The sequence below is a fragment of the Achromobacter sp. SD115 genome (assembly GCF_017355315.1).
In the GTDB taxonomy this organism is placed as follows: Bacteria; Pseudomonadota; Gammaproteobacteria; order Burkholderiales; family Burkholderiaceae_B; genus Achromobacter; species Achromobacter xylosoxidans_B.
Genome location: NZ_JADIJM010000033.1, coordinates 1 through 23,788 on the forward strand (window position 1 = coordinate 1; position 23,788 = coordinate 23,788).

Below are 23,788 nucleotides of genomic sequence, written 5' to 3' on the forward strand. Positions count from 1 at the left end.
GGGTTGCTGCTCCCCTTGGGAGCGATGGCCAGTCCCGCGGGCGACGCCTTGCGGCGCTTGCTGGGCGACGACTGGGTCACGCGCGACACCAGCCTGGAAGACCTGGGCATCCGCGAGCCCGTGGTGCTGAGCAATAGCGACGCGCGCCAGGAGTTCTACCTGCCGGTCCCCCGCGGCGTGCCGATAGCCGATGCCACGCTGGACTTCGACGCGCGCTACATCAAGGGCGAACCGGGCCGCGCCAGCATGGTGCTGTGGGTGGACGGCGTGCCGCAGACCGCGCAGCGCGTCGCCGACGGCGAGGGATCGGCCACGCGCAAGCTGAACGTGGAACAGCGCGTGCGCGACACGGGCTTCGTGCGCCTGGCGGTGGACTGGCAGTCGGAGATCGCGCAGCGCCAGTGCGAGAGCAACCGCGCCACCGCCAACGCCCTGATGATTTCGCCGCGCACGCGCCTGAGCTACCGCTACGACGCCTCGGCCATCGGCAGCCTGGACGAGGCCTGGAGCGCCTTGCCCGGCAAGCCCGTGCTGATGGTGGCGGGCGCCAAGCTCGACCAGCAGGCGTTCGACAGCGCCTGGCGCATGGGCGTGGCGATGGAGCGCAGCGGCAAGCGGGTCGCGGTGCGCGCCTTCCCGGCCGTGGGCGACGAGATCGACACCCGCGGCCTGCAGGCGCCGAACGGACTTGGGCAAGTGCCTGCGTTCGCGGCCCTGGCGGGCAATGACAAGCACAAGCTGGCCAGCCCCGCCGAGATCGGCGCGCTGCTGGTGATGGGCGCCCCCGCGGTCAGCGGCGACGTGGTGATCGCGGACGCCGCGCTGCGCGCCCGCTACAGCGAGGCGCTGGACGCCCTGCAGGCGCAATTGGCGCAGGACGCCGACGCCGCGGAGGCCTTCAAGGCATGGCGCCAGCGGCGCATGCCGCTGGCCGGCCAGGACCTGCCATCCAAGGAGATCCGCCTGGCGCCGCTGGGCCGTCAGGCGGTGATCGCGGTGGCCGCCGATGCCGGCGCGCAGGGCGCGGGCGCCTTCGACACGGCCTGGCGCCGCATCCTGGTCACGCGCCAGGCGCAGGTCAAGGCGGCCGAGCCGCCGCAAGCCTCGGCCGCGGACGGCATGCGCCTGACGGCGCTGGGCGGATCGTCGGCCAGCTTCGACGTGGTCGCGCGCGGCGACTGGAACGCCACGTTCGCGCTGGCCGCCGTTTCCGCGGACGGCAGCATGCCGGACGAACTGGTCATGGACCTGGCCGCCGCGCCCGGCGCCTCCGCGACCCGCCCGGTCGCCTCGGTGTTCTGGAACGGCATTCTGCTGGCTGCCAAGCAGATGGACGCCGACGGCCATCCCGAGCGCCTGACGGCGCGCGTGCCCGGCTACGCCCTGGGCCTGAACAACGCGGTGCGCGTCACCTTCCAGCGCCAACCGGTATCGGTGGACTGCAACGAAATCCCGCAAGGCTATCCGGTGAATGTGCTGCCCACCAGCTATGTGAAGCCGGGCCGCGCGCAGCCCGACGGCACCTTCGTCGGGCTGTTGCCGCTGCTGGCCGGCAGTCCTCAGCTGCTGGTCCCCGACACCTATCTGGCCGACGCGCCCGCCAGCCTGCAACGCGTCATCGGCATCGCCACGGCCAGCGGCCTGTCGGCCACGCGCGCGACGTTGTCGCTCACGCCGGCGGGCCAGACGGCCAAGCCCGGCGGCCCATTCGTCGCGATGGAAGTCGCCGTGGACGGCGCCAAGCCCATGGTCAAGGTCACGGACCGCAAGCAGCTGACGGTGGACGGCAAGAGCGCGCCCTGGCTGGACATTTCCGGGCTGGAAAATCTGAGTACAGCCGAAGTGGTGCGCGCGGGCGGCCAGGACGGCCTGCTGTGGCACGCGCTGGGGCAGCGCCCGGCCATGCCGCAGACGCCCTTCGTGCTGAACCGCGGCAACATCGCCATCATCGGCGCGGCGGGGCCGCTGGCCTGGATCGACAGCGCCAACCCCGCCGCCGGCCAGCCGCCGGGCGCGGGCGCGAGCGCCTTCTTCGAGTGGCGCAACTACCTGTCGTGGAGCGTGCCGGCCCTAAGCGTGGGCCTGTTGATCCTGCTCCTGATCCTGATCGCCGCCTTGCGCGTCAGCCGCAGGAAGAACAAGGACAGCAAGTAATCCGGAGGCGCCATGTCCTCGCTTTACTGGCCCTACCTCATCGCCGACTACTACCGCGGCCTGGAGATCGTGACGGCGGTGGTCGGCGTCATCATCCTGCTGTCCAGCCTGGATGACCTGTTCATCGACGGCTGGTTCTGGCTGCGCGAACTGCGCCGCGGACTGACGGTCAAGCGCCAGTATGCAGCGCTGACCGCGGAACAGCTGCGCGCCAAGCAGGAACAGCCGCTGGCGATCATGGTGCCGGCCTGGCTGGAGTACGACGTGATCGCGCCCATGCTGGAAAACATGGTGTCGACGCTGGAATACAAGAACTACACGATCTTCGCCGGCACCTACCAGAACGACGAGCGCACCATCAAGGAAGTAGAGCGCATGCGGCGCCGCTACCGCCAGCTGATACGCGTGGAAGTGCCGCACGACGGACCGACCTGCAAGGCCGACTGCCTGAACTGGATCGTGCAGGCCATCTTCGCGCAGAACGCGCTGCAGCCCGAGCCCTACGCCGGCGTGATCCTGCACGACAGCGAAGACGTGCTGCACCCGCTGGAACTGAAGTACTACAACTACCTGCTGCCGCGCATCGACTTCATCCAGTTGCCGGTGACCTCGCTGGAACGGGAATGGCATGAGCTGGTCGCCGGCACCTATATGGACGAATTCGCCGAGTGGCACACCAAGGACCTGGTCGTGCGCGAAAGCCTGTCCAGAATGGTGCCGTCGGCTGGCGTGGGCACCTGCTTCTCGCGCCATGCCTTGGAGGTGCTGGCGGCGGAGACGAACAACCAGCCCTTCAATACCGACACGCTGACCGAGGATTACGACATCGGCGCGCGGCTGGCCCAGCGCGGCATGCGCCAGATCTTCGGCAAATTCGAGGTCGAGTACGTGACCCGCCGCCGCGCCTGGTTCGGCCTGGGGCGGGAGAAAGTCTCGGCCATCAAGATGCCGCTGGGGGTGCGCGAGTACTTCCCCAATACCTTCCGCACCGCTTACCGGCAAAAGGCCCGCTGGACGCTGGGCATCGGCCTGCAAGGCTGGCAGCAGGTGGGATGGACGGGGTCGCTGGCGACCAAGTATCTGCTGTTCCGCGACCGCAAGGGCCTGTTCACCTCGTTCATCGCGATCCTGGCCTATCTGCTGCTGGCCAACTTCTTCCTCTTCTACCTGGCCGACCGTTTCGGCTGGTGGAAGGTCTATTACCCCTCGTACTTCCGCCCTGGCGGCTGGCTGGTGACGCTGATGTGGCTGAACGCAGGGGCGCTGCTGCTGCGTGTGGTGCAGCGCGCGTACTTCGTCGGCCGCATGTACGGTTGGGAACACGCGCTGCTGTCCATGCCGCGCATGATCGTCGGCAACTTCATCAACGCCATGGCGGCGGCGCGCGCTTGGCGCCTGTTCATCGGCCACCTGATCACAGGCAAGCGGCTGGCCTGGGACAAGACCATGCATGACTTCCCGTCCACCGATCAGTTGGCGCAGCAACGCCAGCGCCTGGGCGACCTGCTGCTGTCCTGGCAGGCGATCGACCACCAGATGCTGGAGCAGGCGCTGGAGATCCAGGCGCGCGAGAAGCGGCCGCTGGGCGAAATCCTGATGGAGCGGGGCTGGCTCGACGAAAAGACCTTGCATGAAGCGCTGTCGTTCCAGCAAGGCGCCCCGACGCAAACCGAGCACCCCGCCGACCCGCTATCGCACAGGCCCTCTCCTCCATGACCGTTATTTCCCGTTCGCTGGCTTTCACCGCCATGCTGCTGTGCACGGCGGCGGCTCCCGAAGCCGCCGCGCAACCTGCCGCCGCAGCCGAACGTCCGCTGGAAGGCGACGCCTACCAACTGGCCGACCAGGCCTACAAGCAATACGACGCCGGCCATTACGAAACCGCCCAGGTCATGGCGGAAACCGCGATCCGCCTGCGGCCGGATGTGGCCCGCCTGCGTCTGCTGCTGGTGTACGCCCTGGAAAAACAGGGCAAGCGCCAGGAGGCCGCGCGCGCGGCCGACGCTGCCATCGCCGACGGTTTGGGCACGCCTGAGCTGCGCCAGGCCAAGGCCAACCTGCAGCGTCCGCCCGCCGTGGCAGCAACGCCCGCGCAACCCGCGGCGCAAACGCCGACACAGACGCAGGTTCAGGCGCAAGCATCGCCCCCCGTCCGCAAGCCCGCCCCGCAGACGCCGTACCAGCGCGCTTACCCCGTGGCGGCACGCGCCTATGCGGACTATGGACGCCAGGACTACGCAGCCGCCGCCGCGGGCGCCGAGCGCGCCTTCCGCGCCGTGCCCAGGCAGGGCGAATGGGCCTTGCTGTGGGTGGAATCGCTAGGCGCGCAGCATCGCTACGAAGCCGCCAGCCAGGCCGTCGACACGGCGCTGGCGCTAGGCGCGCCCAACAAGGCCGCGCTGCAGGCCAGGCAACAGGCCTTCCAGAAACAGATCGCTGCGAACCAGGCGCCCGCCCTGCCGGCTCCGGGCAGCGCGGCCGCCACGGGCGCCTACGCCGCCTACGACAAGGGCGCCTACCAGGAAGCCATCGTCCTGGCCCGCCAGGCCGTGGCCGAAGCGCCCGACAACGAAAGCTATGCCCAGCTGCTGACGACCACGCTGGCCGCGGGCACCAAGACGCAAGCCGCCGAAGCGGAAGCGCGCTTGAGCGACGCCATCGCCCGCCAGCCTGACTCGGCCCAGTTGCTGGCGCAGCGCGGCTACGCGCGCCAACGCCTGGGCCAGCCCGCAGGGGCGGTATCGGACTTCGCGGCGGCGCGCGCGACCGGCCAGGCGCCGCCGCGCCTGATCCTGGACCAGGCCTATGCGCAATCCGCGATGGGCGACAACCGCGCCGCCACCGACTCGCTCAAGCAGGCCATCGACATGGACGATGCCGGCCAACTGGGCCTGACGCCGCTGGAACGCTACAACACGCGCAGCGGCGTCGCCGCGCTGTCGCGCGAATGGGGCGGCTCGTTCTCGGCGTCCTACCGCGGCGCGCGTCCCGCCAGTTCCAGCCTGGGCGGCGCCGCCATCAACACCCCTGGCGACGTGGTATTCAGCACTGCTGAAATCTTCTGGCGTCCGCCACAGCTGAACAACCGCTGGGGCATGCTGGAAGCCTATGCGCGCAGCTCCAACACGCTGTACGACAGCGGCAGCACCTACGAGTCGCGCAGGAACGTCGACCCCTGCACCGGCGCAAGCACGCCGGATGAACGCTCCAACGAAGAACGCTTCCGCAACAACAGCAGCTCCTCCGGCATCCCCAGCACCATAGGTGCGCTGGGCCTGCGCTATCTGCTGGCCGATACCGGCGTGACCTTCGGCATCGAACGCCGCTTCTTCCTGGGATCCGCCACCCGCCAGGGCTACGCCTACCCGGAATCCAGCGCGGTGCAGTGCGCCGCGCAGCAAGCCTTCCACAACGCCTATCCCAACCTGCAGGACCAGAGCGCGGTCGCGCGCTACAAGCTCAACGGCAACGCCGGAGGCTGGATGTCCTACGTCACCTACGGCTATTACCAGGGCCGCGAACTACGCGTGGACGCGCCGAGCTGGCTCACCATCGAAGGCTATGCGCAAGCCGGCTACGCCTGGGACGACAACAGCGCCCGCTACACGGCTTACTCGGTGGATTCCAAGGGCCAGCGCCAGCAGGATCTGGGCAGTTCCTCGGGCCGCCTCAAGCGTGACCAGGCCTTCCTCTCCGGCGAGCTGCGCGTGGGCCGCAGCTTCCGCGCCACCAGCATCAGCGACAAGCTGGTGCTGTTTCCGTATGCAGTCATCGGCGCGGACTGGCTGTGGCAGAAGAGCGTAGCCAAGCTCGACGACCTGCCCGGCTACGGCAGCCAGTCGGTGGTCCTGTCCGACCATGACACCTCGTGGTCATTGGGCGTGGGTCCCGGCTTCAATGTGCGCTACTGGTTCCGCGAAGACCACTACAACGCGCCGCGCTCCTACCTGGACTTCGGCGTCCAGTACCGCACCAGCATAGGCGGCGGCGAAAGCGACCGCGCCAAGGGCTGGTTCATGAACATGACGCTGTCGTACTGAGCGGCATCGCCATGGATACACCCTATTACATCAGTTCATAAGCCTATAACAATGAATCGGGCATAGTGCTCCGCGCCACGCCGGCAGCGCGATCGCCGCGCGTGCAACCCTCATCCTTCACCGCGTTGGAGATTGAATTGCCGATTATCAAACAAGCCCGTATCGCCCTGGCCGCCGCCGCCCTGACCCTGGCCAGCGGTGCCGCTCTCGCCCAGCAGGCCATGCCCCCGGGCCAGATGCCCAACCTGGCTGCGCTGAGCGGCCAGATGCATGCAGCCGCCGAGTATTGCGGCGCCTACTCGGCCGCGCAGCTCGAACAGATGAAGCAGCAGCAAAAGACCGCGACCAGCGCCCAAGGCATGTCGGGCGCGGACTTCGACACCGCCTTCTCGCAGTCGTACGGCCAGGCCAAGACGCAGCTGGGCGCGCTGAGCGCGGCCGACAAGGAAAAGACCTGCGCGCAGCTCAAGGCCATAGCCGCGGCGCAACAACCGCGCTAGCCCTTCCCCTTCCGGCCTGCGTATCGGCCGCCTAGAGCGGCCACTCCCGCCGCAGACGTTCGGCCTCGGGCGTAGGCCCGATCAGCCAGGGATCCGCCGCAAAGGCGACCACGCTTTGCGCGCGGTAGCGCCGCGCGATGCGCAACTGACGGCGCACGCGCGCGGCATCGGCGGAACGGGCATTGAACGTGGTGCCGTCCTGGCGTCCGGACGGCAGTTCCTCGAACAATTCGACGATCAGGTCGAACGGCGCGCGCCGCGCCAGCAGCATGCGGTGCAACGGCTCCAGCGCCTCATAGGCCGCCATGCCGGACACGCCTACCCCGTCCTGCAGCATGGGCCTCAGCCTGGCGGCGTCCAACAGTCCGCTCCACAGGTCGGCCAGGCTCAGCGTCCCCGGCAGTTTGCTGTGATAGGTGGATATGGCCGGCGCGCGCCCGGTCTGTTGCGCGAGCGGATCGGACAGCTCGCGCAGCCACTGCGCCAAGCGCGGCTGGCGGCCGGGCGCGGCCCAGCTGTGCTGCTCGATTTCATAAGGGATGTACCAGCCGCGGAACGCCGCAAGCCCGGTTGCGTCCGACGCCCGCGCATAGGCCAGCGCGTGTGCCTGCGCGGCCTGCAGAAAAGCGGCCAGCGCCGCGTCATCCGGGTTGCCCAGTTGCCGCCACCAGCGCTCGTCGTAGGGCAGGCCCAACTGCAGCCCCATGCCCAGGCGCTCCGCCTCGTCGAAGATCAGCGCCAGCGTGGGCGCGGGCAATAGCCAGGGCTGAGCCCCGCCGCTGGCCCCGACCCACTGGATGATGATCTCGCGGAATCCCAGCGCGTGCATGGCGGCGATGCGCTCGCGCCAGGCCTGCGGACTCAATTCCAGGTGGCTGGGCCACAGTTGCCAGAAGGTGCCTGGCACCGACCAGGCCGGCGCGCAGGCGGGCAGGCTGGCGGCCAGCGCCGCCACGCCCAGACCCTGCAACAGGCGCCGCCGGCCGGTGGAAGCAGGCGCTGACGCCTGCATGGGCTGCCTGGCGATAGGACTTAGCCTGCGCGGTTGCCGAAGATGCCCGACAAGGACGCCAGCAGGTCGGCCGGATTGAATTGCTGCTCTCCCTGCACTTCCCCGTTGGGAGTGGCCTTGTCCACCAACTGCGGCAGCAGCGAGGACAGCGAGCCGAGCACGGAATCCGTGTCCTGCCCGGTCTTGGCGGCCAGTTCGTTGACGACGCCGGGGTCCAGCACCGATCCGAGCTGGTCGGCGCTGACGGGCATGTTCTGGCCGGTACCCACCCACGAGGCCACGATCTCGTTCAAGCCGCCCTTCTGGAAGCTTGCGATCAGGCCGGACAGGCCGCCCGGGTACTTGTTCAGTTGCTCGATCAGCGCGGGCAGCAGCGAAGCCGAGCCCCCTTGCTGACCGCCGCCGGCCATCGAGGCCAAGGTATCCAATAGGCTCATCATCGTGCTCCTGAAAAATCGGAGAATCAGTATAGGCCCATGCCCGCCGCCCTGCCTGTCATCTGATGGATGACACCCGGCATCTTTGCAAAGCTTGTCGGTTGCGGCCGGTCAGTTTGCGCCCTTCCCTGCCTGCAAGGCTTGCAGCGACTTCAGGCCGGCGCGGCCGTCCGGTCGCAGGCCCAGCTCGCGCAGCACCGTCTGCAGGGCCTCGCGGGTGCGCTTGCCGATCATGCCATCGGGTTCGCCGATCTCATAGCCGCGGGCAATCAGCAGCCGCTGCAATTCGCGCCGCTGCGCCCGCGACAGGCCCGGGTCGTCGGTCGGCCAGGCTTGCGCCAGCGGCCCGCCGCCGCGCAGCCGGTCGGACAGGTGGGCGATGGCCAGCGCGTAGCTTTCGGCGGCGTTGTAGGAATACAGGGCGTCGAAATTGCGCGTAACCAGAAAGGCGGGACCGCCCCGGCCCGCCGGCAGCAGCAGGCCCGCCGGCGTGTCGCCCGCGGGCAGCGGCTGGCCGTCGGCCCGCGTGACCCCGCGCCCGGCCCAGTACGACATCGCGCGCTTGTTCTTGCGGCCCGCGCCCGAGGTATCCAGGCCCGCCGGCAGGCGGACTTCGTAGCCCCAATGCAGGGCGCTGTTCCAGCCCGCGCGCTTGAGGAAATTGGCCGTGGAGGCCAGCGCGTCCGGCACGCTATCGACCAGGTCGCGGCGGCCGTCGCCATCGAAATCCACCGCCAGGCGCAAGTAGGTCGAGGGCATGAACTGAGTCTGGCCGAAGGCGCCCGCCCACGAGCCGGTCAGGCGTTCGGGCGCGATGTGCTCGTCCTGGATGATCTTCAGGGTGGCAAAGAATTCGCCGCGGAAATAGGCCTGGCGCCGGCCAAAGCAGGACAGCGTGGACAACGAAGTAAGCAGGGGCCGGCCGCCCAGGGTACGGCCGTAATTGCTCTCCACGCCCCAGACCGCGGCGATGGTGGCCGCGTCCACGCCGTAGCGCGACGCGGCGCGCTCCAGGTCGGACTGCCAGCGCGCCATGCCGGCCTGGCCGTCGGCCACGCGCTCATCGTCGACCAGCGCCGCCATGTAGTCCCAGATCGGCGTCTTGAATTCCGGCTGGGCGTCCAGCAGATCCAGCACCGTCATGTCGGGCGCGAGCCCCGCGGTTTGTGTATCGAACGTGGCGCCCGACACGCCGGCCTTGAGCGCCGGACCGCGCAATTGCGCCAGGCAGGCCGCGAACGCGTCGGCGGCGTAAGCCGTGGGCGCCGCCAATGAGATGAAAGCGCTGCCGGCCAGGGCGCAGCTCAGCGCGCGCAGCGGGCGGGTCCGCGAGGTCTTGATGGAGTTGTCGATGCTCATGTCGTCCAGTCAACCGGCCTGCAATGCGGCAAGCTCGGCGTCGTCGAATCCGGCGGCGCGGCGCGCCTCCAGGTTGAAGGGGCCGCGCAGGCGGGGCGCGTCGTAGCGCTGCGCCAGTTCGGCATAACAGGCCACGGGGTCCTTGCCCGCCTGCGCGCACAGGTGCTTGTACCAATGATTGCCGATGGCCACGTGGCCGATCTCGTCGGCCAGGATGATGTCGACGATGGCCGCGCTGTCCGCGTCCCCCGCGCCCGCCAGCTTGGCGCGGATTGCGGGAGAAGCATCCAGGCCGCGCGCTTCCAGGGTGCGCGGCACCAGCGCCAGGCGCGCCAGCAGGTCTGCCTGCGTGCGTTGCGCCATGTCCCACAGGCCGTTGTGGGCGGGAAAGTCGCCATAGGCGTGGCCCATGGCAGCCAGGCGCTGCCTGAGCAGATCGAAGTGATAGGCCTCTTCGCGTGCCACCCGCAGCCAGTCGCGGTAGAAGGCTTGCGGCATGCCGGCGAAGCGCCAGATGATGTCCAGCGCCAGGTTGATGGCATTGAACTCGATGTGCGCCAACGCGTGCAGCAGCGCCGCGCGCCCTTCCTGCGTGGCCATCGAGCGCTGCTTGACCTGGGCCGGGGGCACCATCTGCGGCAGCGGCGGGCGGCCCGGCAACCCGGCCGTGGGCGCGAACACCCGCCCGCAGTCCAGCACCGTCTCATCCGAAATGGCGCGCACCGCCGCCAGCTTGTCCTGCCACGCGGTGGCGGCCAGGGCCGCCAGCGCCTGCCCGCGCAGGCAGTCCCGGGCATGCCCGGCCGCGGCGGGCGTCGTATTGCTGTCCATATGCTTCTCTGTGCGGGCGGCCTCAAGCCCGCCCGAAATCCCGTGAAAGCGCCGGGGCCGCAAGCCTCGCGCATACCCGGAGACTTTATCATTCAGCCATGGATTCCCTGCGCTTGACCATAGAGACCGACCTGTCCCGCATCGACGCCCAGCAATGGGACGCACTGGCGGGAGACCAGCCCTTCCTGCGCCATGCGTTCCTGCGGGCGCTGCACGAAACCGGCTGCGCCACGCCCCAGACCGGATGGGCGCCGCATTACCTTGCGCTGTGGCGCGACGGCGCGCTGGCCGCGGCCGCGCCGCTGTACCTGAAGTCGCATTCGCGCGGCGAGTATGTGTTCGACTATGCCTGGGCCGACGCCTTCGAGCGCCACGGGCTGCGCTACTACCCCAAGCTGCTCTCGGCCATTCCCTTCACGCCGGTGACCGGCCCCAGGCTGCTGGCAGGCAATGATGAAGATCGCGCCACGCTGGTGCGCGGGCTGGTCGCCTTCGCCGAAGAGATCAAGGTCTCCTCGCTGCACCTGCTGTTCCCGTCGGACATCGACATGCAGGCGCTGCGTGAGGCCGGCTTCATGATCCGCGAAAGCGTGCAGTTCCACTGGACCAATCCGGGGTATGCGGACTTCGACGCCTTTTTGGCCACGATGAGCCACGACAAGCGCAAGAAGATCCGCCAGGACCGCAAGAAGGTCGCGGCTGCCGGACTCTCGTACCGCTGGCTGCGCGGCGCCGCGATCGGCGCGGCCGAACTGGATTTCTTCTATGAATGCTATTGCCGTACTTACTTCAGCCATGGCAATCCGCCTTACCTGAGCCACGAGTTCTTCCGCCGCGCGCAGCGCGAACAGGCCGAAGCCTTTGTGCTGATCCTGGCGGAGCGCGACGGCCAGCCGGTGGCGGCGGCGTTGAACCTGGCGGGCGGCGATGCGCTCTATGGCCGCTATTGGGGGGCGACCGAATACGTGCCGGGGCTGCACTTCGAGACTTGCTACATGCAGTCCATCGCCTATTGCATCGCCCATGGCATCGCACGCTTCGAGGGCGGCGCGCAGGGCGAGCACAAGATGGCACGCGGGCTGCTGCCCACGCCCACCTGGTCCGCGCATTGGGTCGCGCATCCCGGCTTCGCGGACGCGATCCAGAGCTTCCTGGATGAGGAAACAGCGGCGGTAACGGACTATCTGGGAGAGCTGGAAAGCCACTCCCCGTTCAAGCGGCCGCGGGAAGACTGAATCCAAGGCCTGCTCACGCCCAAAGGCGCCTTGCAAAGGCCCTAAAGGAAGCGGTCCAGCAGCTTGCGGCTGTGCTTGTCCAAGGACTGGATGTCGCGCACCAGATAGAAGATGCCGTGGCTGTCGGCGATCAGCAGGGTCTGCGGACTGAGTCGACGGATGTCCTCTTCGCCGCGCAGCGTGAACGAGGTAGGGCCGCGGTCGGTATCGACCTGCCAGGTGCTCGGGGTGGCGAAGGTGGAGACGCTGGCCAGCTTGCGGATCTCGGGCATGAACTCCCGGCTCGCCAGTTCTTCCTCGATCAGCGCGCGCTGCGGCGCCGGCACGTCGGACAGGTGTTCGATCCAGAGCAGTTCATGCCCATCCATCGTCACCAGCGACAGGCCGCGGCCCGGCTCGCTGATGGGAAAGGCGCGCACGGGCAGCACGCCTTCATGGGTTTCGCCACCGGCGGCCTGGAACTCCAGACGACCGAAGGCGTTGCGGCGCAGCTGAAAAGACGGCAAGGTCATGGCGATAATTCCGGTTCCGCGTCAGGCCACGGCGGCCATGTCTTCGCTGCCCGACGCCTGCGCGTCGGCCTCGGCCTGGCGCGCCTGCGCCTGGTACAGGCGATAGTAGGCGCCCTCGCGTGCCATCAGTTCTTCGTGCGGCCCCTGCTCCACGATCTGGCCGCGGTCCAGCACCACCAGGCGGTCCGCCTTGCGCAAGGTGCTCAGGCGGTGGGCGATGGCGATCGTGGTGCGGCCGCGCACCAGGTTGTCCAGCGCCTTCTGGATTTCCTTTTCGGTGGTGGTATCCACCGACGAGGTGGCCTCGTCCAGGATGAGGATGCGCGGATCGATCAGCAACGCGCGCGCGATCGAGATACGCTGGCGTTCGCCGCCGGACAGGGCCTGGCCGCGTTCGCCGACCAGCGAGTCGTAGCCATGCGGCAACCGCAGGATGAATTCGTGCGCATGCGCGGCGCGCGCCGCGGCCACGATCTCGTCGCGGGTGGCATCCGGTTTGCCGTAGGCAATGTTCTCGGCAATGGTGCCGAAGAACAGGAACGGCTCCTGCAGCACCAGCCCGATGTTGCGGCGATAGTCCGCCACGCGCACCGAACGGATGTCGGCGCCGTCCACCAGCACCGCCCCTTCGGATACGTCGTAGAAGCGGCAGATCAGGTTGATCAGGGTGCTCTTGCCCGAGCCGCTGTGGCCCACCAGGCCGATCATTTCGCCCGGAGCGATGGTCAGGTTCAAGCCGCGGATGACCTGGCGGTTGCCGTAGCGGAAACCCACGTCGCGCAATTCGATGCGGCCGTTGATGTGCGGCAGCTTGGCCGGGTTCTGCGGTTCCGGCACGCTGGAAACGTGGTCCAGGATGTCGAAGATGCGCTTGGCGCCGGCGGCCGCTTTCTGCGTGACCGAGACAATGCGGCTCATCGAATCCAGGCGCATGTAAAAGCGTCCGATGTAGGCCAGGAATGCGGCCAGCACGCCGACGGTGATCTGCTTCTGCGACACCTGCCAGATGCCGAAGATCCACACCACCAGCAGCCCAACTTCCGTAAGTAAAGTGACGGTGGGCGAGAACAGCGACCAGGTGGTGTTCACGCGGTCATTCACTTCCAGGTTGCGGTTATTGGCTTCGCGGAAACGCGCCACCTCGCGCTTTTCCTGCGCGAAAGCCTTGACCACGCGGATACCCGGGATGGTGTCGGCCAGGACGTTGGTGATCTCCGACCAGATGCGGTCGACCTTTTCGAAGCCATGGCGCAGGCGGTCGCGCACCGCGTGGATCATCCAGATGATGAACGGCAGCGGCACCAGCGTGACCAGCGCCAGCCACGGGTTGATGGACACCAGGATGACCGCGGTCATGACGATCATCAGGATGTCGTTGGCGAAATCCAGCAGGTGCAGCGACAGGAACACGCAGATGCGGTCGGTCTCGCTGCCGATGCGGGAGATCAGGTCGCCCGTGCGCTTGCCGCCGAAATACTCCAGCGACAGCTGCTGCAGGTGTTCATAAGTCGTGGTGCGCAGGTCGGCGCCGATGCGTTCGCTGACCCAGGCCAGGATATAAGTGCGGGCCCAGCCCAGGCCCCAGGCCAGGAACGCCGAGGCCAGCAGCCCGCCCAGGTAGAGGCGGACCTTGTCGTAGTCGATGGGCGCGCCGTTCTGGAACGGAATCAGCACGTCGTCCATCAGCGGCATGGTCAGGTACGGCGGCACCAGGGTGGCGGCCGTGCCCAGCAGCGTCAGCACGAAACCCGCCAGCAGCGGGCCGCGGTAGGGCCGGGCAAAGCGCCACAGGCGCAGCAGCGCCCAGGTGGACGACGGCGCCGCCTGCTCCTGGTTGCAGGTCGGGCATTCTTCCTCGCCCGCCGGGATGACGTTATTACAGATGGTGCAGGTGCGTTCCGCCAGTTCCTCGACCTGATGGCCGGACAAACGGATGGCCTGCTGGGTCTCGAATTGCGCCAGCAGGCGCAGCGCTTCCGGATTGCGCGCCAGCGTGAAACGCCAGACGCCCAGGCGGGAGTCGTCGTCGTGCAATTCCAGCAGCGCGGCGCCGGCGTGGTCGGTCAGGCTGAGCTTTAATTGGGGGCCATATGCCCAGGATTCCCAGCGCGGCTCGTCGGAATGGCGGGCCAGCAGCCGGCGATCGGTGGCGGCGATCAGCCCCGGGCGGAACTTCAGGCGCTGATCCAGGTCTATTTCAACCCAGGCCAACAAGGTTTCGCCATCCGCCAATTCGGTGCTGATTTCATCGCGCCAGCGGGCAGGAAAGGCTTCGGCAAGGCCGGAAAGCAGGTTTGGTTTTTTCATTGGAACGCATACCGGGCCAGGACTCTGCCCTACTAGGCGGCAACCGGTTCGCAACCAGGACTGGCGGCAAACGTGTCCCTTCCTTACAACATAACGATTTCACGCCTTGAAGGCGTCGTATAGTAGCAGCCGATTTTTCTAATTAGGAATATCTGGGATCCCCCACTCGTTGGCATTATTCTAAAGGCGCAACCCCAATAAATTCGCGGTCTTGCATAGGGGCGTCCGCGCGTGCCAACCTGCTTCTCTCGTAAATTAAAACATGAAAAAGAAAGACATTGAATTTCTCGATGTCGTGGCTTTGCGCGGCCCGAACATTTGGACGTACCGCCCGGTACTCGAAGCGTGGGTGGATATCGGCGAACTGGAGGACTACCCCTCCAACACCATTCCCGGCTTTTACGAACGCCTGACGGAATGGCTGCCGACCCTGATCGAACACCGCTGCAGCCCAGGGGTCCGGGGCGGCTTTCTGTCGCGCCTGAAGGAAGGCACCTGGCCTGGCCACATTCTTGAACATGTCACCCTGGAGCTGCAAAACCTGGCCGGCTTGCGCGGCGGTTTCGGCAAGGCCCGGGAAACCTCCACCCGCGGCGTCTACAAGGTCGTGGTGCGCGCCTGGCAGGAACAGGTCACCCGCACCGCCCTGAACGAAGCCCGCGATCTGGTCATGGCCGCCATCGAGGACCGTCCCTTCGACGTGCCCGCCGCCATCGCCAAGCTGCGCAGCCTGATCGACAAGCACTGTCTCGGCCCCAGCACCGCCTGCATCGTCGATGCCGCCGACGACCGCGACATTCCCTACATCCGCCTGTTCGAAGGCAACCTGGTGCAGTTCGGCTACGGCTCGGCCCAGCGCCGTATCTGGACCGCCGAAACCGACCGCACCAGCGCCATCGCCGAAGGCATTTCGCGCGACAAGGACCTGACCAAGGAACTGCTGTCGACCTGCGGCGTGCCGGTGCCCGAAGGCCGTCTGGTGCGCAGCGAGGACGACGCCTGGGAAGCCGCCGAGGACATCGGCCTGCCGGTGGTCGTGAAGCCCTATGACGGCAACCACGGCCGCGGCGTCTTCACCAATCTGACGACGCGCGAGGAAGTGGTATCGGCCTACCGCGTGGCCGTGGACGAGGGCAGCGGCGTCATCGTCGAACGCTTCGTGCTGGGCAACGAGCACCGCCTGCTGGTGGTGGGCGACCGCATGGTGGCCGCCGCCGCCGGCGAACCGGCCTGGGTGACGGGCGACGGCAAGTCCACCATCACCGAACTCATCGACAGCCAGATCAATACCGACCCGCGCCGCGGCCGCACCGAGAACCACCCGCTGAACCCGGTGCGCCTCGATTCCGCCGCGCGGCTGGAAATCGCCCGCCAGGGCCTGACGGAAGACAGCATTCCGCCCGAAGGCCAGCGCGTGCTGGTGCAGCGCAGCGGCAACGTCGCCTTCGACGTCACCGACCGCGTGCATCCCAGCGTCGCCGCCACCGTGACCCTGGCCGCGCGCATCGTGGGCCTGGACATCGCCGGCGTGGACCTGGTGGCCGAGGACATCTCCCGCCCGCTGGAAGAACAGCGCGGCGCCATCGTCGAAGTCAACGCCGGCCCCGGCCTGCTGATGCACCTGAAGCCGGCCGACGGCACCCCGCGCCCCGTAGGCCGCGCCATCGTCGACCATCTGTTCCCCGAAGGCGACTCGGGGCGCATCCCCATCGTCGGCGTAACCGGCACCAACGGCAAGACCGTGGTCGCGCGCCTGGTGGCCCGCCTGCTGAGCCTGTCGGGCAAGCGCACCGGCCTGGCCTGCAGCGAAGGCCTCTATCTGGACCGCCGCCAGGTGCAAAAGGGCGACCGCGCCGATTTCGCCTCGGGTACGCGCCTGCTGATGAACCGCAACCTGGACGCCGCCGTCATCGAGAACGACAGCGGTGTGATCCTGGGCCAGGGCCTGGCCTATGACCGCTGCCAGGTCGGCGTGGTCACCAATATCGACGACGCCGACCATCTCGGCGACTTCGACATCAACGAAACGGAACGCATGTTCAATGTGTTCCGCACGCAGGTGGACGTGGTGCTGCCGGGCGGCACCGCCGTGTTGAACGCGCGCGATCCGCGCGTGGTCGAAATGGCCGAGCTGTCCGATGGCGCGGTGATCTTCTTCGGCATCGATCCCGCCCTGCCCGCCATCGCCGCGCACCTGCAGCAGGACGGCCGTGCCGTGTTCGTGCGCGACGGCGAGATCGTGCTGGCGCAAGGCGGCCGCGAGGAACGCCTGGCCGCCGTGGCCTCGATCCCGCTGACCCACGGCGGACGCGTGGCCTTCCAGGTCGAAAACGTGCTGGCCGCGGTAGGCGCGGCCTGGGCGCTGGACATTCCCGTGGCGCTGATCCGCGCCGGCATCGAAACCTTCGACATCGACCAGGCTGACGCGCCCTGGCAGTTCACGCTGTTCGAACGCAATGGCAGCACCGTGGTGGTCGACGACGTGCACAACGCCTCGGCGCTGCGCCCCCTGATCGCCGCCATCGATCAGTTCCCGTCGACCACGCGCGCCGCCGTCTATTCGGCCGGCGCCGACCGCCGCGACGCCGACCTGATCGAGCAGGGCAAGCTGCTGGGCGACGCCTTCGACCGCGTGGTGCTCTACGACGACCTGACCGTACGCAGCAAGCGCCCCGCAGGCGAAGCGCGCGCGCTGCTGCGCCAGGGCCTGGCGCAAGGCGCCCGCGTCAAGGACATCCAGGACGAGCCCGACCACGGCAAGGCCATCCAGAGCCAGCTCGACAGCATTGCCGTCGGCGACTTCGTCCTGCTGCAGTCCGACGAGGCCTTCTCCGGCCCCACCATCGATCTGGTCCGCCGCTGGATTCAGCAATACTGACAATATCTGCGCGCGCCCTCGCACTAGCGGGGCGCGCGTGAGCTAGACAGGAATACCTGCCATGGAAGTTTCCCGTATCCGAGCACTGCGCGGCCCCAATCTGTGGAGCAAGAACACGGCGATCGAGGCCATCGTTTCCTGCGCCGACGCCGAATGCTCCATCGACAACCTGCCTGACTTCGAAGCGCGCCTGCGCGCGCGGCTGCCCCAGACCGGGCTGCTGCGTCCGGAGGGCCATCAGGGCGCGGTCTCCATCGCCCACGTGCTGCAGATCGTCGCGCTGACGATGCAGGCGCACGCCGGCTGCCCGGTCACGTTCGGCCGCACCGCCTCCACCATCGAGCCTGGCGTGTTCCAGGTGGTGGTCGAGTACAGCGAGGAAGAAGTCGGCAAGCTGGCGATGGAACTGGCGCAATTGCTGGTGCGGGCCGCGCTGGACGACACGCCCTTCGACCTCGCCGATGCCTTGAAGCGCCTGCGCGAGCTGGACGAGGACGTGCGCCTGGGGCCCAGCACCGGCTCCATCGTCAACGCCGCCACCGCCCGCAACATCCCCTACCGCCGTCTGACCCAGGGCAGCATGGTGCAGTTCGGCTGGGGCAGCAAGCAGCGCCGCATCCAGGCCGCCGAAACCGACCTGACCAGCGCCATCTCCGAATCCATCGCGCAGGACAAGGACCTGACCAAGATGCTGCTGGACGCGGCCGGCGTACCGGTACCCATGGGCCGCTCGGTCACCACCGCCGAAGAAGCCTGGGCCGCGGCCGAGGAATTGGGCGGGCCGGTCGTGGTCAAGCCGCGCGACGGCAGCCAGGGCCGCGGCGTCGCCGTCAACATCGAAACCCGCGAGCGCGTGATCCAGGCCTTTGAAGTGGCCGAGGAAATCAGCTCCGAGGTCATCGTCGAGCGCTACATCCCGGGCCACGACTTCCGCCTGCTGGTGGTCGGCGGCGCGCTGGTCGCGGCCTCGCGCCGCGACCCGCCGCAGGTTACGGGCGACGGCGTGCAGACCATCCGCCAACTGGTGGACCAGGTCAACGCCGACCCGCTGCGCGGCGACGGCCACGCGACCTCGCTGACCAAGATCCGCTTCGACGACATCGCCTTGGCCACGCTCAAGAAACAGGGCTTCGAAGCCGACTCCGTGCCGCCCGCCGGCACCCTGATCTTCCTGCGCAACAACGCCAACCTCAGCACCGGCGGCTCCGCCACCGACGTGACTGACGAAGTGCATCCGGAGATGGCTGCGCGCGCGGTGTCGGCGGCCCGCATGATCGGGCTGGACATCTGCGGCGTGGACGTGGTCGCGGAAAGCGTGCTCTACCCGCTGGAAGACCAACATGGCGGCGTGGTGGAAGTGAACGCGGCGCCCGGTCTGCGCATGCACCTGAATCCGTCCTTCGGCAAGGGCCGCGCCGTGGGCGAAGCCATCATCGCCAACATGTACGCGGACGGCGACGACGGCCGCATCCCGGTCGTGGCCGTGGCCGGCACCAACGGCAAGACCACCACGGTGCGCCTGACCGCCCACATCCTGGGCGTGGCCGGCAACCGCGTCGGCATGACCAACTCCGACGGGGTCTACGTCGACAACCTGCGCATCGACACCGGCGATTGCAGCGGCCCGCGCAGCGCCCGCAGCGTGCTCATGCACCCGGACGTGGACGCGGCCGTGTTCGAAACCGCGCGCGGCGGCATCCTGCGCGAAGGCCTGGCCTTCGATCGCTGCAACGTGGCCATCGTCACCAACATCGGCATGGGCGACCATCTGGGCCTGGGCTACATCAGCACGGTCGAAGACCTGGCCGTGGTCAAGCGCGTGATCGTGCAGCACGTGCATCCCTCGGGCACCGCGGTGCTCAACGCGGCCGACCCCATCGTGGCCGAAATGGCCGCGAGCTGCCCGGGTTCGATCACCTACTTCGCCGAAGACCGCAATCATCCCGTGCTGGCCACGCACCGCGCGCAAGGCCTGCGCTGCGTGTATCGCGACGGCGACGCCATCGTGACCGCGCAGCAAGGCGCCGAAGAGACCCGCTACCCGCTGGCCGCCATCCCGCTCACGCGCAACGGCACCATCACCTTCCAGGTCGAAAACGCCATGGCTTCGATCGCCGCGGCCTGGGCCCTGGGCCTGGACACGGACATCATCCGCCGCGGCCTGGCCACCTTCGTCAACGACGCCCAGACCGCGCCCGGACGCTTCAATGTGTTCGACTACCGCGGCGCCACGGTGATCGCGGACTACGGCCATAACCCCGATGCCATCCTGGCCCTGGTGCGCGCAGTGGACGCCATGCCCGCCAAGCGGCGTTCCGTGGTCATCAGCGGCGCGGGCGACCGGCGCGATGAGGACATCCGGATGCAGACCGAAATCCTGGGTGACGCCTTCGACGACGTGCTGCTCTACCAGGACCAATGCCAGCGCGGCCGCGCCGACGGCGAAGTGCTGGCCCTGTTGCAGCAGGGCCTGGCCAACGCCAGCCGCAGCAAGCACATCGAGGAAATCCACGGCGAGTTTCTCGCCATCGACACGGCCCTGGCGCGCCTGGGCGCCGGCGACCTGTGCCTGATCCTGGTCGATCAGGTGGAGGAAGCGCTGGATCACATCGCGCGCCGCATCGCGCAAGCCTGAGCCTTTTGCGGCTCTCGAAGTAAAAGCGGGGCGCCCTGAGGCGCCCCGTTTGCATATTGCGTCAGCGCGCGCCGGTCAACTGCTGGACGACGCCACGGGCGCGGCAGCCTGGTACCTGTCCGTCACGTGCGTGCATCCCATCGCCGCCATTGCGGCCAGCGCCAGCAAGATAGCGCTGCAAAGTCGTTGCGTCATGCGAGTTCCTCTTCCTTTTCTGCGGCCGAACGTGGTTGCCGGTTCCGCCATGACTATACCGTCGCGCCCTCCCGCAAGCCAGCCGCGGACCACTCCGCCCGCGCTTCCAAATCCGGTTACCAGGCCCGCTCAAAAGAGGACAAGACATTGCCGGAATGTAACTGCCATACCTAGTGCGGCTGCAACCTCTGCTCGCCGGAAATCACGTGTTTTTGCGGACGGCCCGTCGTTACATTTACCCACAGCCAGGTTTGACGACCATGCCGCATGGCTCGTACGGTAAGTGCATGGCCTGCACGGAATCCTTTAAACCGGCAGGCCCTAGCTGATCAGTGTCCCACTCAACCGCGACAGCCCGGTTTACAGGCCGCAAACCGGATGGCGCTAGCAACAGGAGAGGTCACCATGAACAACGACATCATCGCTGGCAAGTGGAAGCAACTGGCAGGCAAGGCCAAGGCCGCCTGGGGCGAGCTCACCGACGACGAGCTGACCCGCACCGAAGGCAACGCCGAACGTCTGGCGGGCCTGATCCAGGAGCGTTACGGCAAGACCAAGGAACAAGCAGAGAAGGAAGTCCGCGACTTCTTCGACCGTAATCCTTGATCCGTCCAACCACCAGGAGAAGCTGACATGCTGCACTACGCCGTAGTTTTCTTCGTCATTGCCATCATCGCGGCTGTCCTGGGCTTCGGCGGCATTGCCGCCGGCGCTGCCGGCATCGCCAAGATCCTGTTCTTCGTCTTTTTGGTATTGGCGCTGCTGTCCATCCTCGGCGGCGCATTCCGCAAGAAATAGAACCCGCACCCAAGACATTCCACAATCCCCGCGTTCCGACGCGCTGAACCACTAACAAGGAGCATGACTATGGAATTCCGCAAGCTGATCGCCGCCGCTGCACTGGGCACGGGCGCCGTCTTCACTTCCATGGCTTTTGCCGCCGACGACGGCAAGCCGAAACAGTCCGTGGGTGAATACGCGTCCGACGCCACCGTGACCACCAAGGTCAAGGCCGCCATCGTGGCCGACAAGCAGCTGAGCGCGCTGGACATTGCCGTGGAAACCAATGCTGGCGTCACCAAGCTGACGGGTACCGTCGGCACCGCGGCCGAGGCCGATCATGCCGCCACCGTGACGCGCGGCGTCGAAGGCGTCAAGCAGGTAATGAATAACATCAAGGTCGACCCGGCCAAGAACAAGAAGTAAGTCTCGGGGGCTCAAGCCCTTTCCTGAAATGCAGAGCGGCGCCTGTGTCGAATACGGGCGCCGCTTTGTTCATGGACGTGCGGCAGGGCTCTGCCCTTTCCGCCTCTTGATTTCAGATATCCACCACGCCCCGGCCTATCTCCAGCGCGCGTCCGCCCACCTGGATCCGGCCATCGGGCTGGACGTCCAGCAGCAAGCGGCAGGGCCTGCCCATCTGGTCGCCCTGCTCCACCAGGATGCTGGCGGGCAAGGGCCGCTTCTGGTGCCGCAACCAGCCGCCCAGATTGGCGCAGGCGGAACCCGTGCCGGCATCCTCGTTCACGCCGCCACCCGCCTTGACGTAGAAGTAGCGTGCCACCGCCACCCGCCTGCCATCTTGTTGACGGCTATCGTCAAAGGCAAAGGTGTACATGACCTTGCGGCCCAGGCTGTTGGCCTGCCAGTGGTCCAACCGGGAAGCGTCAGGCGTCGCGCGGCGCACCGTTTCCACGCTGGCCAGCGGCACCAGCAACTGGTCGGCGCCCGTGTCCATCCAGATCGGATCGCCCAGCAGATCGTCGGCTTCCAGGCCCAGCAAACTGGCTATCTCGGTGCGTTCCCGCACCGGCGCAGCGGTGCGCACGCCATCCGGACACGGCGCGGTAAAGGTCAAGGCGTCGCCGCACGCCGTCACCGGCACCACGCCGGCGGCGAACTCCAAGGTCAGTTCATCGCCGGTCTGCCGCAAATCCCGCACGACCTGCGAAGTTCCGATCGTAGGATGGCCCGCGAACTTCATCTCGAAGCCCGGCGTAAAGATGCGCACCCGCGCCGCCGCCTTGTCGGACGGCAGGATGAAGGTCGTTTCGGACAGATTGAACTGCGCCGCCAGGTTCAGCATGGTGGCGTCGTCCATGCCGCGCGCGTCTTCAAACACGCAAAGCTGGTTGCCGCTGAAGGTGGAGGACGCGAAGACGTTGAGCAGGCGGAAAGCGTAGGAGGCCATGGCGGATGCGATAGTTGAAAGAATTGCGCCGGCCTCGGCCGGCGCAATACCCCACTTTATCGCAAGGCCTTGGGTCCCGGCTACCAGACCGCGAAGAACAGCACCCAGGCCAGGCAGAACGGCGCCAGGCCAGCCGCCAGCACCAGCCAGGCAAGCACCTTGCGCCAGGCGCTCGCCACGCGCGGCTTCAGCAGCCGCGCAAACAGGCGCAGCGTCCACAGCACCGCCAGGCTCAGCAGCGTGAAGCGCACGGGCGCGGCCCAGGCGGCTTGCATCCCTTCGTGCTTGAGCAGGTTGACGGTGGTGGCCGACAGGCCCAGGAACACGCCGATGCCGGCGGAAGGAATCAGGGCCTGCGCCAGCTTGTGCAGGCCGGGGCGGCCCCAGCGCGTCGCGGGCTCGCCTGCCACAGGCGCGGCGGGCGCCAGGCGGTCGGCGATCCACAGCGACAGGAAGGAGGCGCCGCCGACACAGATCGTGGCGCCGACGACGAACATCAGGATGCCCGCGCCGTCCAACCACGAGAAGCTGTCGTTCACTTCCGGGTAATGCGTCAGGATGAACCAGGGCGCGTTGTCCAGCAGCGGCCACATGATGTCGTGTTCGACCAGCCAGGTCGCGGCCCACTGCTTGGCGGTCACGTACCAGGGGCTGGCGCTCCAGAGGAAGGCGCCGATCGCGATGCCCATCAGGCCGAAGCACAGCAGCGCCGTCTGCCACGGGTCGCCGTGGGTGACATGCACGATCTCTTCTTCGGGCGAACGCGGCGTCAAGGCGATCGCGCCGCGATAGCCGCTGCAGCGTCCACAGACATGGCAATCGCCCGCGCCCTTCATGTGGCGCAGCGGCACCAGCGGCGCACAGTTGATGGGTTCGATGCGGATGACCGGATGGCGCCACTTTTCTTCGTCGACCTTGAAGTGCCAGGGCGCCAGCTTGGCCAACAGATTGAACACACCGTTGACCGGACACAGGTACTTGCACCACACGCGCTTGCTGCGGCCATAGCGCCAGCCGACGATCATGGCCGCCACGGTGGACCCGCCCAGTACCGCCAACACCGCCAGCGGATACTGGTACACGCTGACCAGTTGGCCGTATACGGTCGTCAGCGCAAATGCGACGAATGGCCAGCCGCCCCAGCGCATCCATTTCGGGATCGCATGCCCCTGGCCGCGTTCGCTGGCCCATTCGGTCAGCATGCCCTCGGGACACAGCCAGCCGCACCAGGCCCGGCCCAGGATGGGCATGGAGATGAGCACGAACGGCCACCACACGCCCCAGAACGCGAACTGCGCGACGATGGTCAGGTTGTTGAACACCGAGGCCGCGTTGTCCGGCAAGGGCAGGACCGCGGGCACGATCAAAAGGAACGCGTACATCGCAACAATGCCCCACTGCAGCTTGCGCAACAGCGGGGCATGGTCACGGAGGAAGTCGGCGATACGGGAGGTCGCCCTCCCGAGTGCAGCTGCCATGGTCAAACCTTCAAATATTCAGTC

18 protein-coding genes are annotated in these 23,788 nt (G+C 67.5%); 10 read left to right on the top strand and 8 right to left on the bottom strand.

Annotation, left to right across the window (positions count from 1 at the left end; genetic code table 11):
• From IPU70_RS30190 to IPU70_RS30205, 4 genes are all read left to right on the top strand, one after another.
• Positions 1–2,154 (top strand): cellulose biosynthesis cyclic di-GMP-binding regulatory protein BcsB (locus IPU70_RS30190; protein ID WP_207472831.1); only part of this gene is annotated, 2,154 nt, incomplete at its 5' end.
• Positions 2,155–2,166: 12 nt separating this feature from the next.
• Complete coding sequence (locus IPU70_RS30195) at positions 2,167–3,870, top strand: glycosyl transferase family protein (RefSeq protein ID WP_207472832.1); 1,704 nt, start codon at positions 2,167–2,169, stop codon at positions 3,868–3,870.
• Positions 3,867–6,194: a hypothetical protein gene (locus IPU70_RS30200; protein ID WP_207472840.1), complete on the top strand. Its 2,328-nt coding sequence runs from the start codon at positions 3,867–3,869 to the stop codon at positions 6,192–6,194. Before IPU70_RS30195 ends, IPU70_RS30200 begins: the two co-directional genes overlap by 4 nt.
• Before the next feature lie 137 nt (positions 6,195–6,331).
• Positions 6,332–6,694 carry a hypothetical protein gene (locus tag IPU70_RS30205; protein WP_013392363.1) on the top strand — a complete coding sequence of 121 codons (363 nt, stop codon included), beginning with the start codon at positions 6,332–6,334 and terminating at the stop codon, positions 6,692–6,694.
• Between the two features lie 31 nt (positions 6,695–6,725).
• Here the strand turns inward: IPU70_RS30205 and IPU70_RS30210 are convergent, their stop codons facing one another.
• The 4 genes from IPU70_RS30210 to IPU70_RS30225 all read right to left on the bottom strand — a co-directional run bounded on the left by IPU70_RS30210 (position 6,726) and on the right by IPU70_RS30225 (position 10,333).
• On the bottom strand, positions 6,726–7,706 hold the full coding sequence (locus IPU70_RS30210; protein ID WP_207472842.1) for a DUF4434 domain-containing protein: 981 nt from the start codon (positions 7,704–7,706) through the stop codon (positions 6,726–6,728).
• A gap of 20 nt (positions 7,707–7,726) precedes the next feature.
• Positions 7,727–8,143 (bottom strand): YidB family protein, encoded by a 417-nt coding sequence (locus IPU70_RS30215; protein ID WP_041652833.1) that lies wholly within the window; start codon positions 8,141–8,143, stop codon positions 7,727–7,729.
• 111 nt (positions 8,144–8,254) lie between these two features.
• Positions 8,255–9,502, bottom strand: coding sequence for a lytic murein transglycosylase (locus tag IPU70_RS30220; RefSeq protein WP_207472844.1), 1,248 nt, complete (start codon positions 9,500–9,502; stop codon positions 8,255–8,257).
• A gap of 9 nt (positions 9,503–9,511) precedes the next feature.
• Positions 9,512–10,333 (bottom strand): ferritin-like domain-containing protein, encoded by an 822-nt coding sequence (locus IPU70_RS30225; protein ID WP_207472846.1) that lies wholly within the window; start codon positions 10,331–10,333, stop codon positions 9,512–9,514.
• A 98-nt stretch (positions 10,334–10,431) separates the two neighbouring features.
• Here IPU70_RS30225 and IPU70_RS30230 point away from each other — a divergent pair, with 98 nt between their 5' ends.
• Positions 10,432–11,568: a GNAT family N-acetyltransferase gene (locus IPU70_RS30230; protein ID WP_207472848.1), complete on the top strand. Its 1,137-nt coding sequence runs from the start codon at positions 10,432–10,434 to the stop codon at positions 11,566–11,568.
• A 41-nt stretch (positions 11,569–11,609) separates the two neighbouring features.
• Here the strand turns inward: IPU70_RS30230 and IPU70_RS30235 are convergent, their stop codons facing one another.
• Positions 11,610–12,080, bottom strand: a complete 471-nt coding sequence (locus IPU70_RS30235) for a DUF1854 domain-containing protein (protein WP_207472856.1) — start codon at positions 12,078–12,080, stop codon at positions 11,610–11,612.
• Positions 12,081–12,101: 21 nt separating this feature from the next.
• Positions 12,102–14,387 carry an ABC transporter ATP-binding protein gene (locus tag IPU70_RS30240; RefSeq protein ID WP_207472858.1) on the bottom strand — a complete coding sequence of 762 codons (2,286 nt, stop codon included), beginning with the start codon at positions 14,385–14,387 and terminating at the stop codon, positions 12,102–12,104.
• A gap of 262 nt (positions 14,388–14,649) precedes the next feature.
• Here IPU70_RS30240 and cphA (IPU70_RS30245) point away from each other — a divergent pair, with 262 nt between their 5' ends.
• The 5 genes from cphA (IPU70_RS30245) to IPU70_RS30265 all read left to right on the top strand — a co-directional run bounded on the left by cphA (IPU70_RS30245) (position 14,650) and on the right by IPU70_RS30265 (position 21,301).
• Positions 14,650–17,265, top strand: a complete 2,616-nt coding sequence (gene cphA, locus IPU70_RS30245) for a cyanophycin synthetase (protein ID WP_207472878.1) — start codon at positions 14,650–14,652, stop codon at positions 17,263–17,265.
• A gap of 61 nt (positions 17,266–17,326) precedes the next feature.
• Entirely contained in the window at positions 17,327–19,900 is a 2,574-nt protein-coding gene (gene cphA, locus IPU70_RS30250) for a cyanophycin synthetase (protein WP_207472892.1), read from the top strand.
• Between the two features lie 600 nt (positions 19,901–20,500).
• Positions 20,501–20,701 (top strand): CsbD family protein, encoded by a 201-nt coding sequence (locus IPU70_RS30255; protein WP_013392353.1) that lies wholly within the window; start codon positions 20,501–20,503, stop codon positions 20,699–20,701.
• 27 nt (positions 20,702–20,728) lie between these two features.
• Positions 20,729–20,893, top strand: a complete 165-nt coding sequence (locus tag IPU70_RS30260) for a DUF1328 domain-containing protein (RefSeq protein ID WP_006389411.1) — start codon at positions 20,729–20,731, stop codon at positions 20,891–20,893.
• Between the two features lie 69 nt (positions 20,894–20,962).
• Positions 20,963–21,301: a BON domain-containing protein gene (locus tag IPU70_RS30265; protein ID WP_207472906.1), complete on the top strand. Its 339-nt coding sequence runs from the start codon at positions 20,963–20,965 to the stop codon at positions 21,299–21,301.
• A gap of 112 nt (positions 21,302–21,413) precedes the next feature.
• On the opposite strand, the gene IPU70_RS30270 is transcribed toward IPU70_RS30265, so the two are convergent.
• Together IPU70_RS30270 and IPU70_RS30275 are read right to left on the bottom strand one after the other, a co-directional pair.
• Complete coding sequence (locus tag IPU70_RS30270; RefSeq protein WP_207472908.1) at positions 21,414–22,286, bottom strand: PhzF family phenazine biosynthesis protein; 873 nt, start codon at positions 22,284–22,286, stop codon at positions 21,414–21,416.
• Positions 22,287–22,366: 80 nt separating this feature from the next.
• A complete protein-coding gene (locus IPU70_RS30275) occupies positions 22,367–23,764 on the bottom strand; it encodes a 4Fe-4S binding protein (RefSeq protein ID WP_207472910.1) in 1,398 nt (465 codons plus the stop codon).
• Between the last annotated feature and the right edge of the window lie 24 nt (positions 23,765–23,788).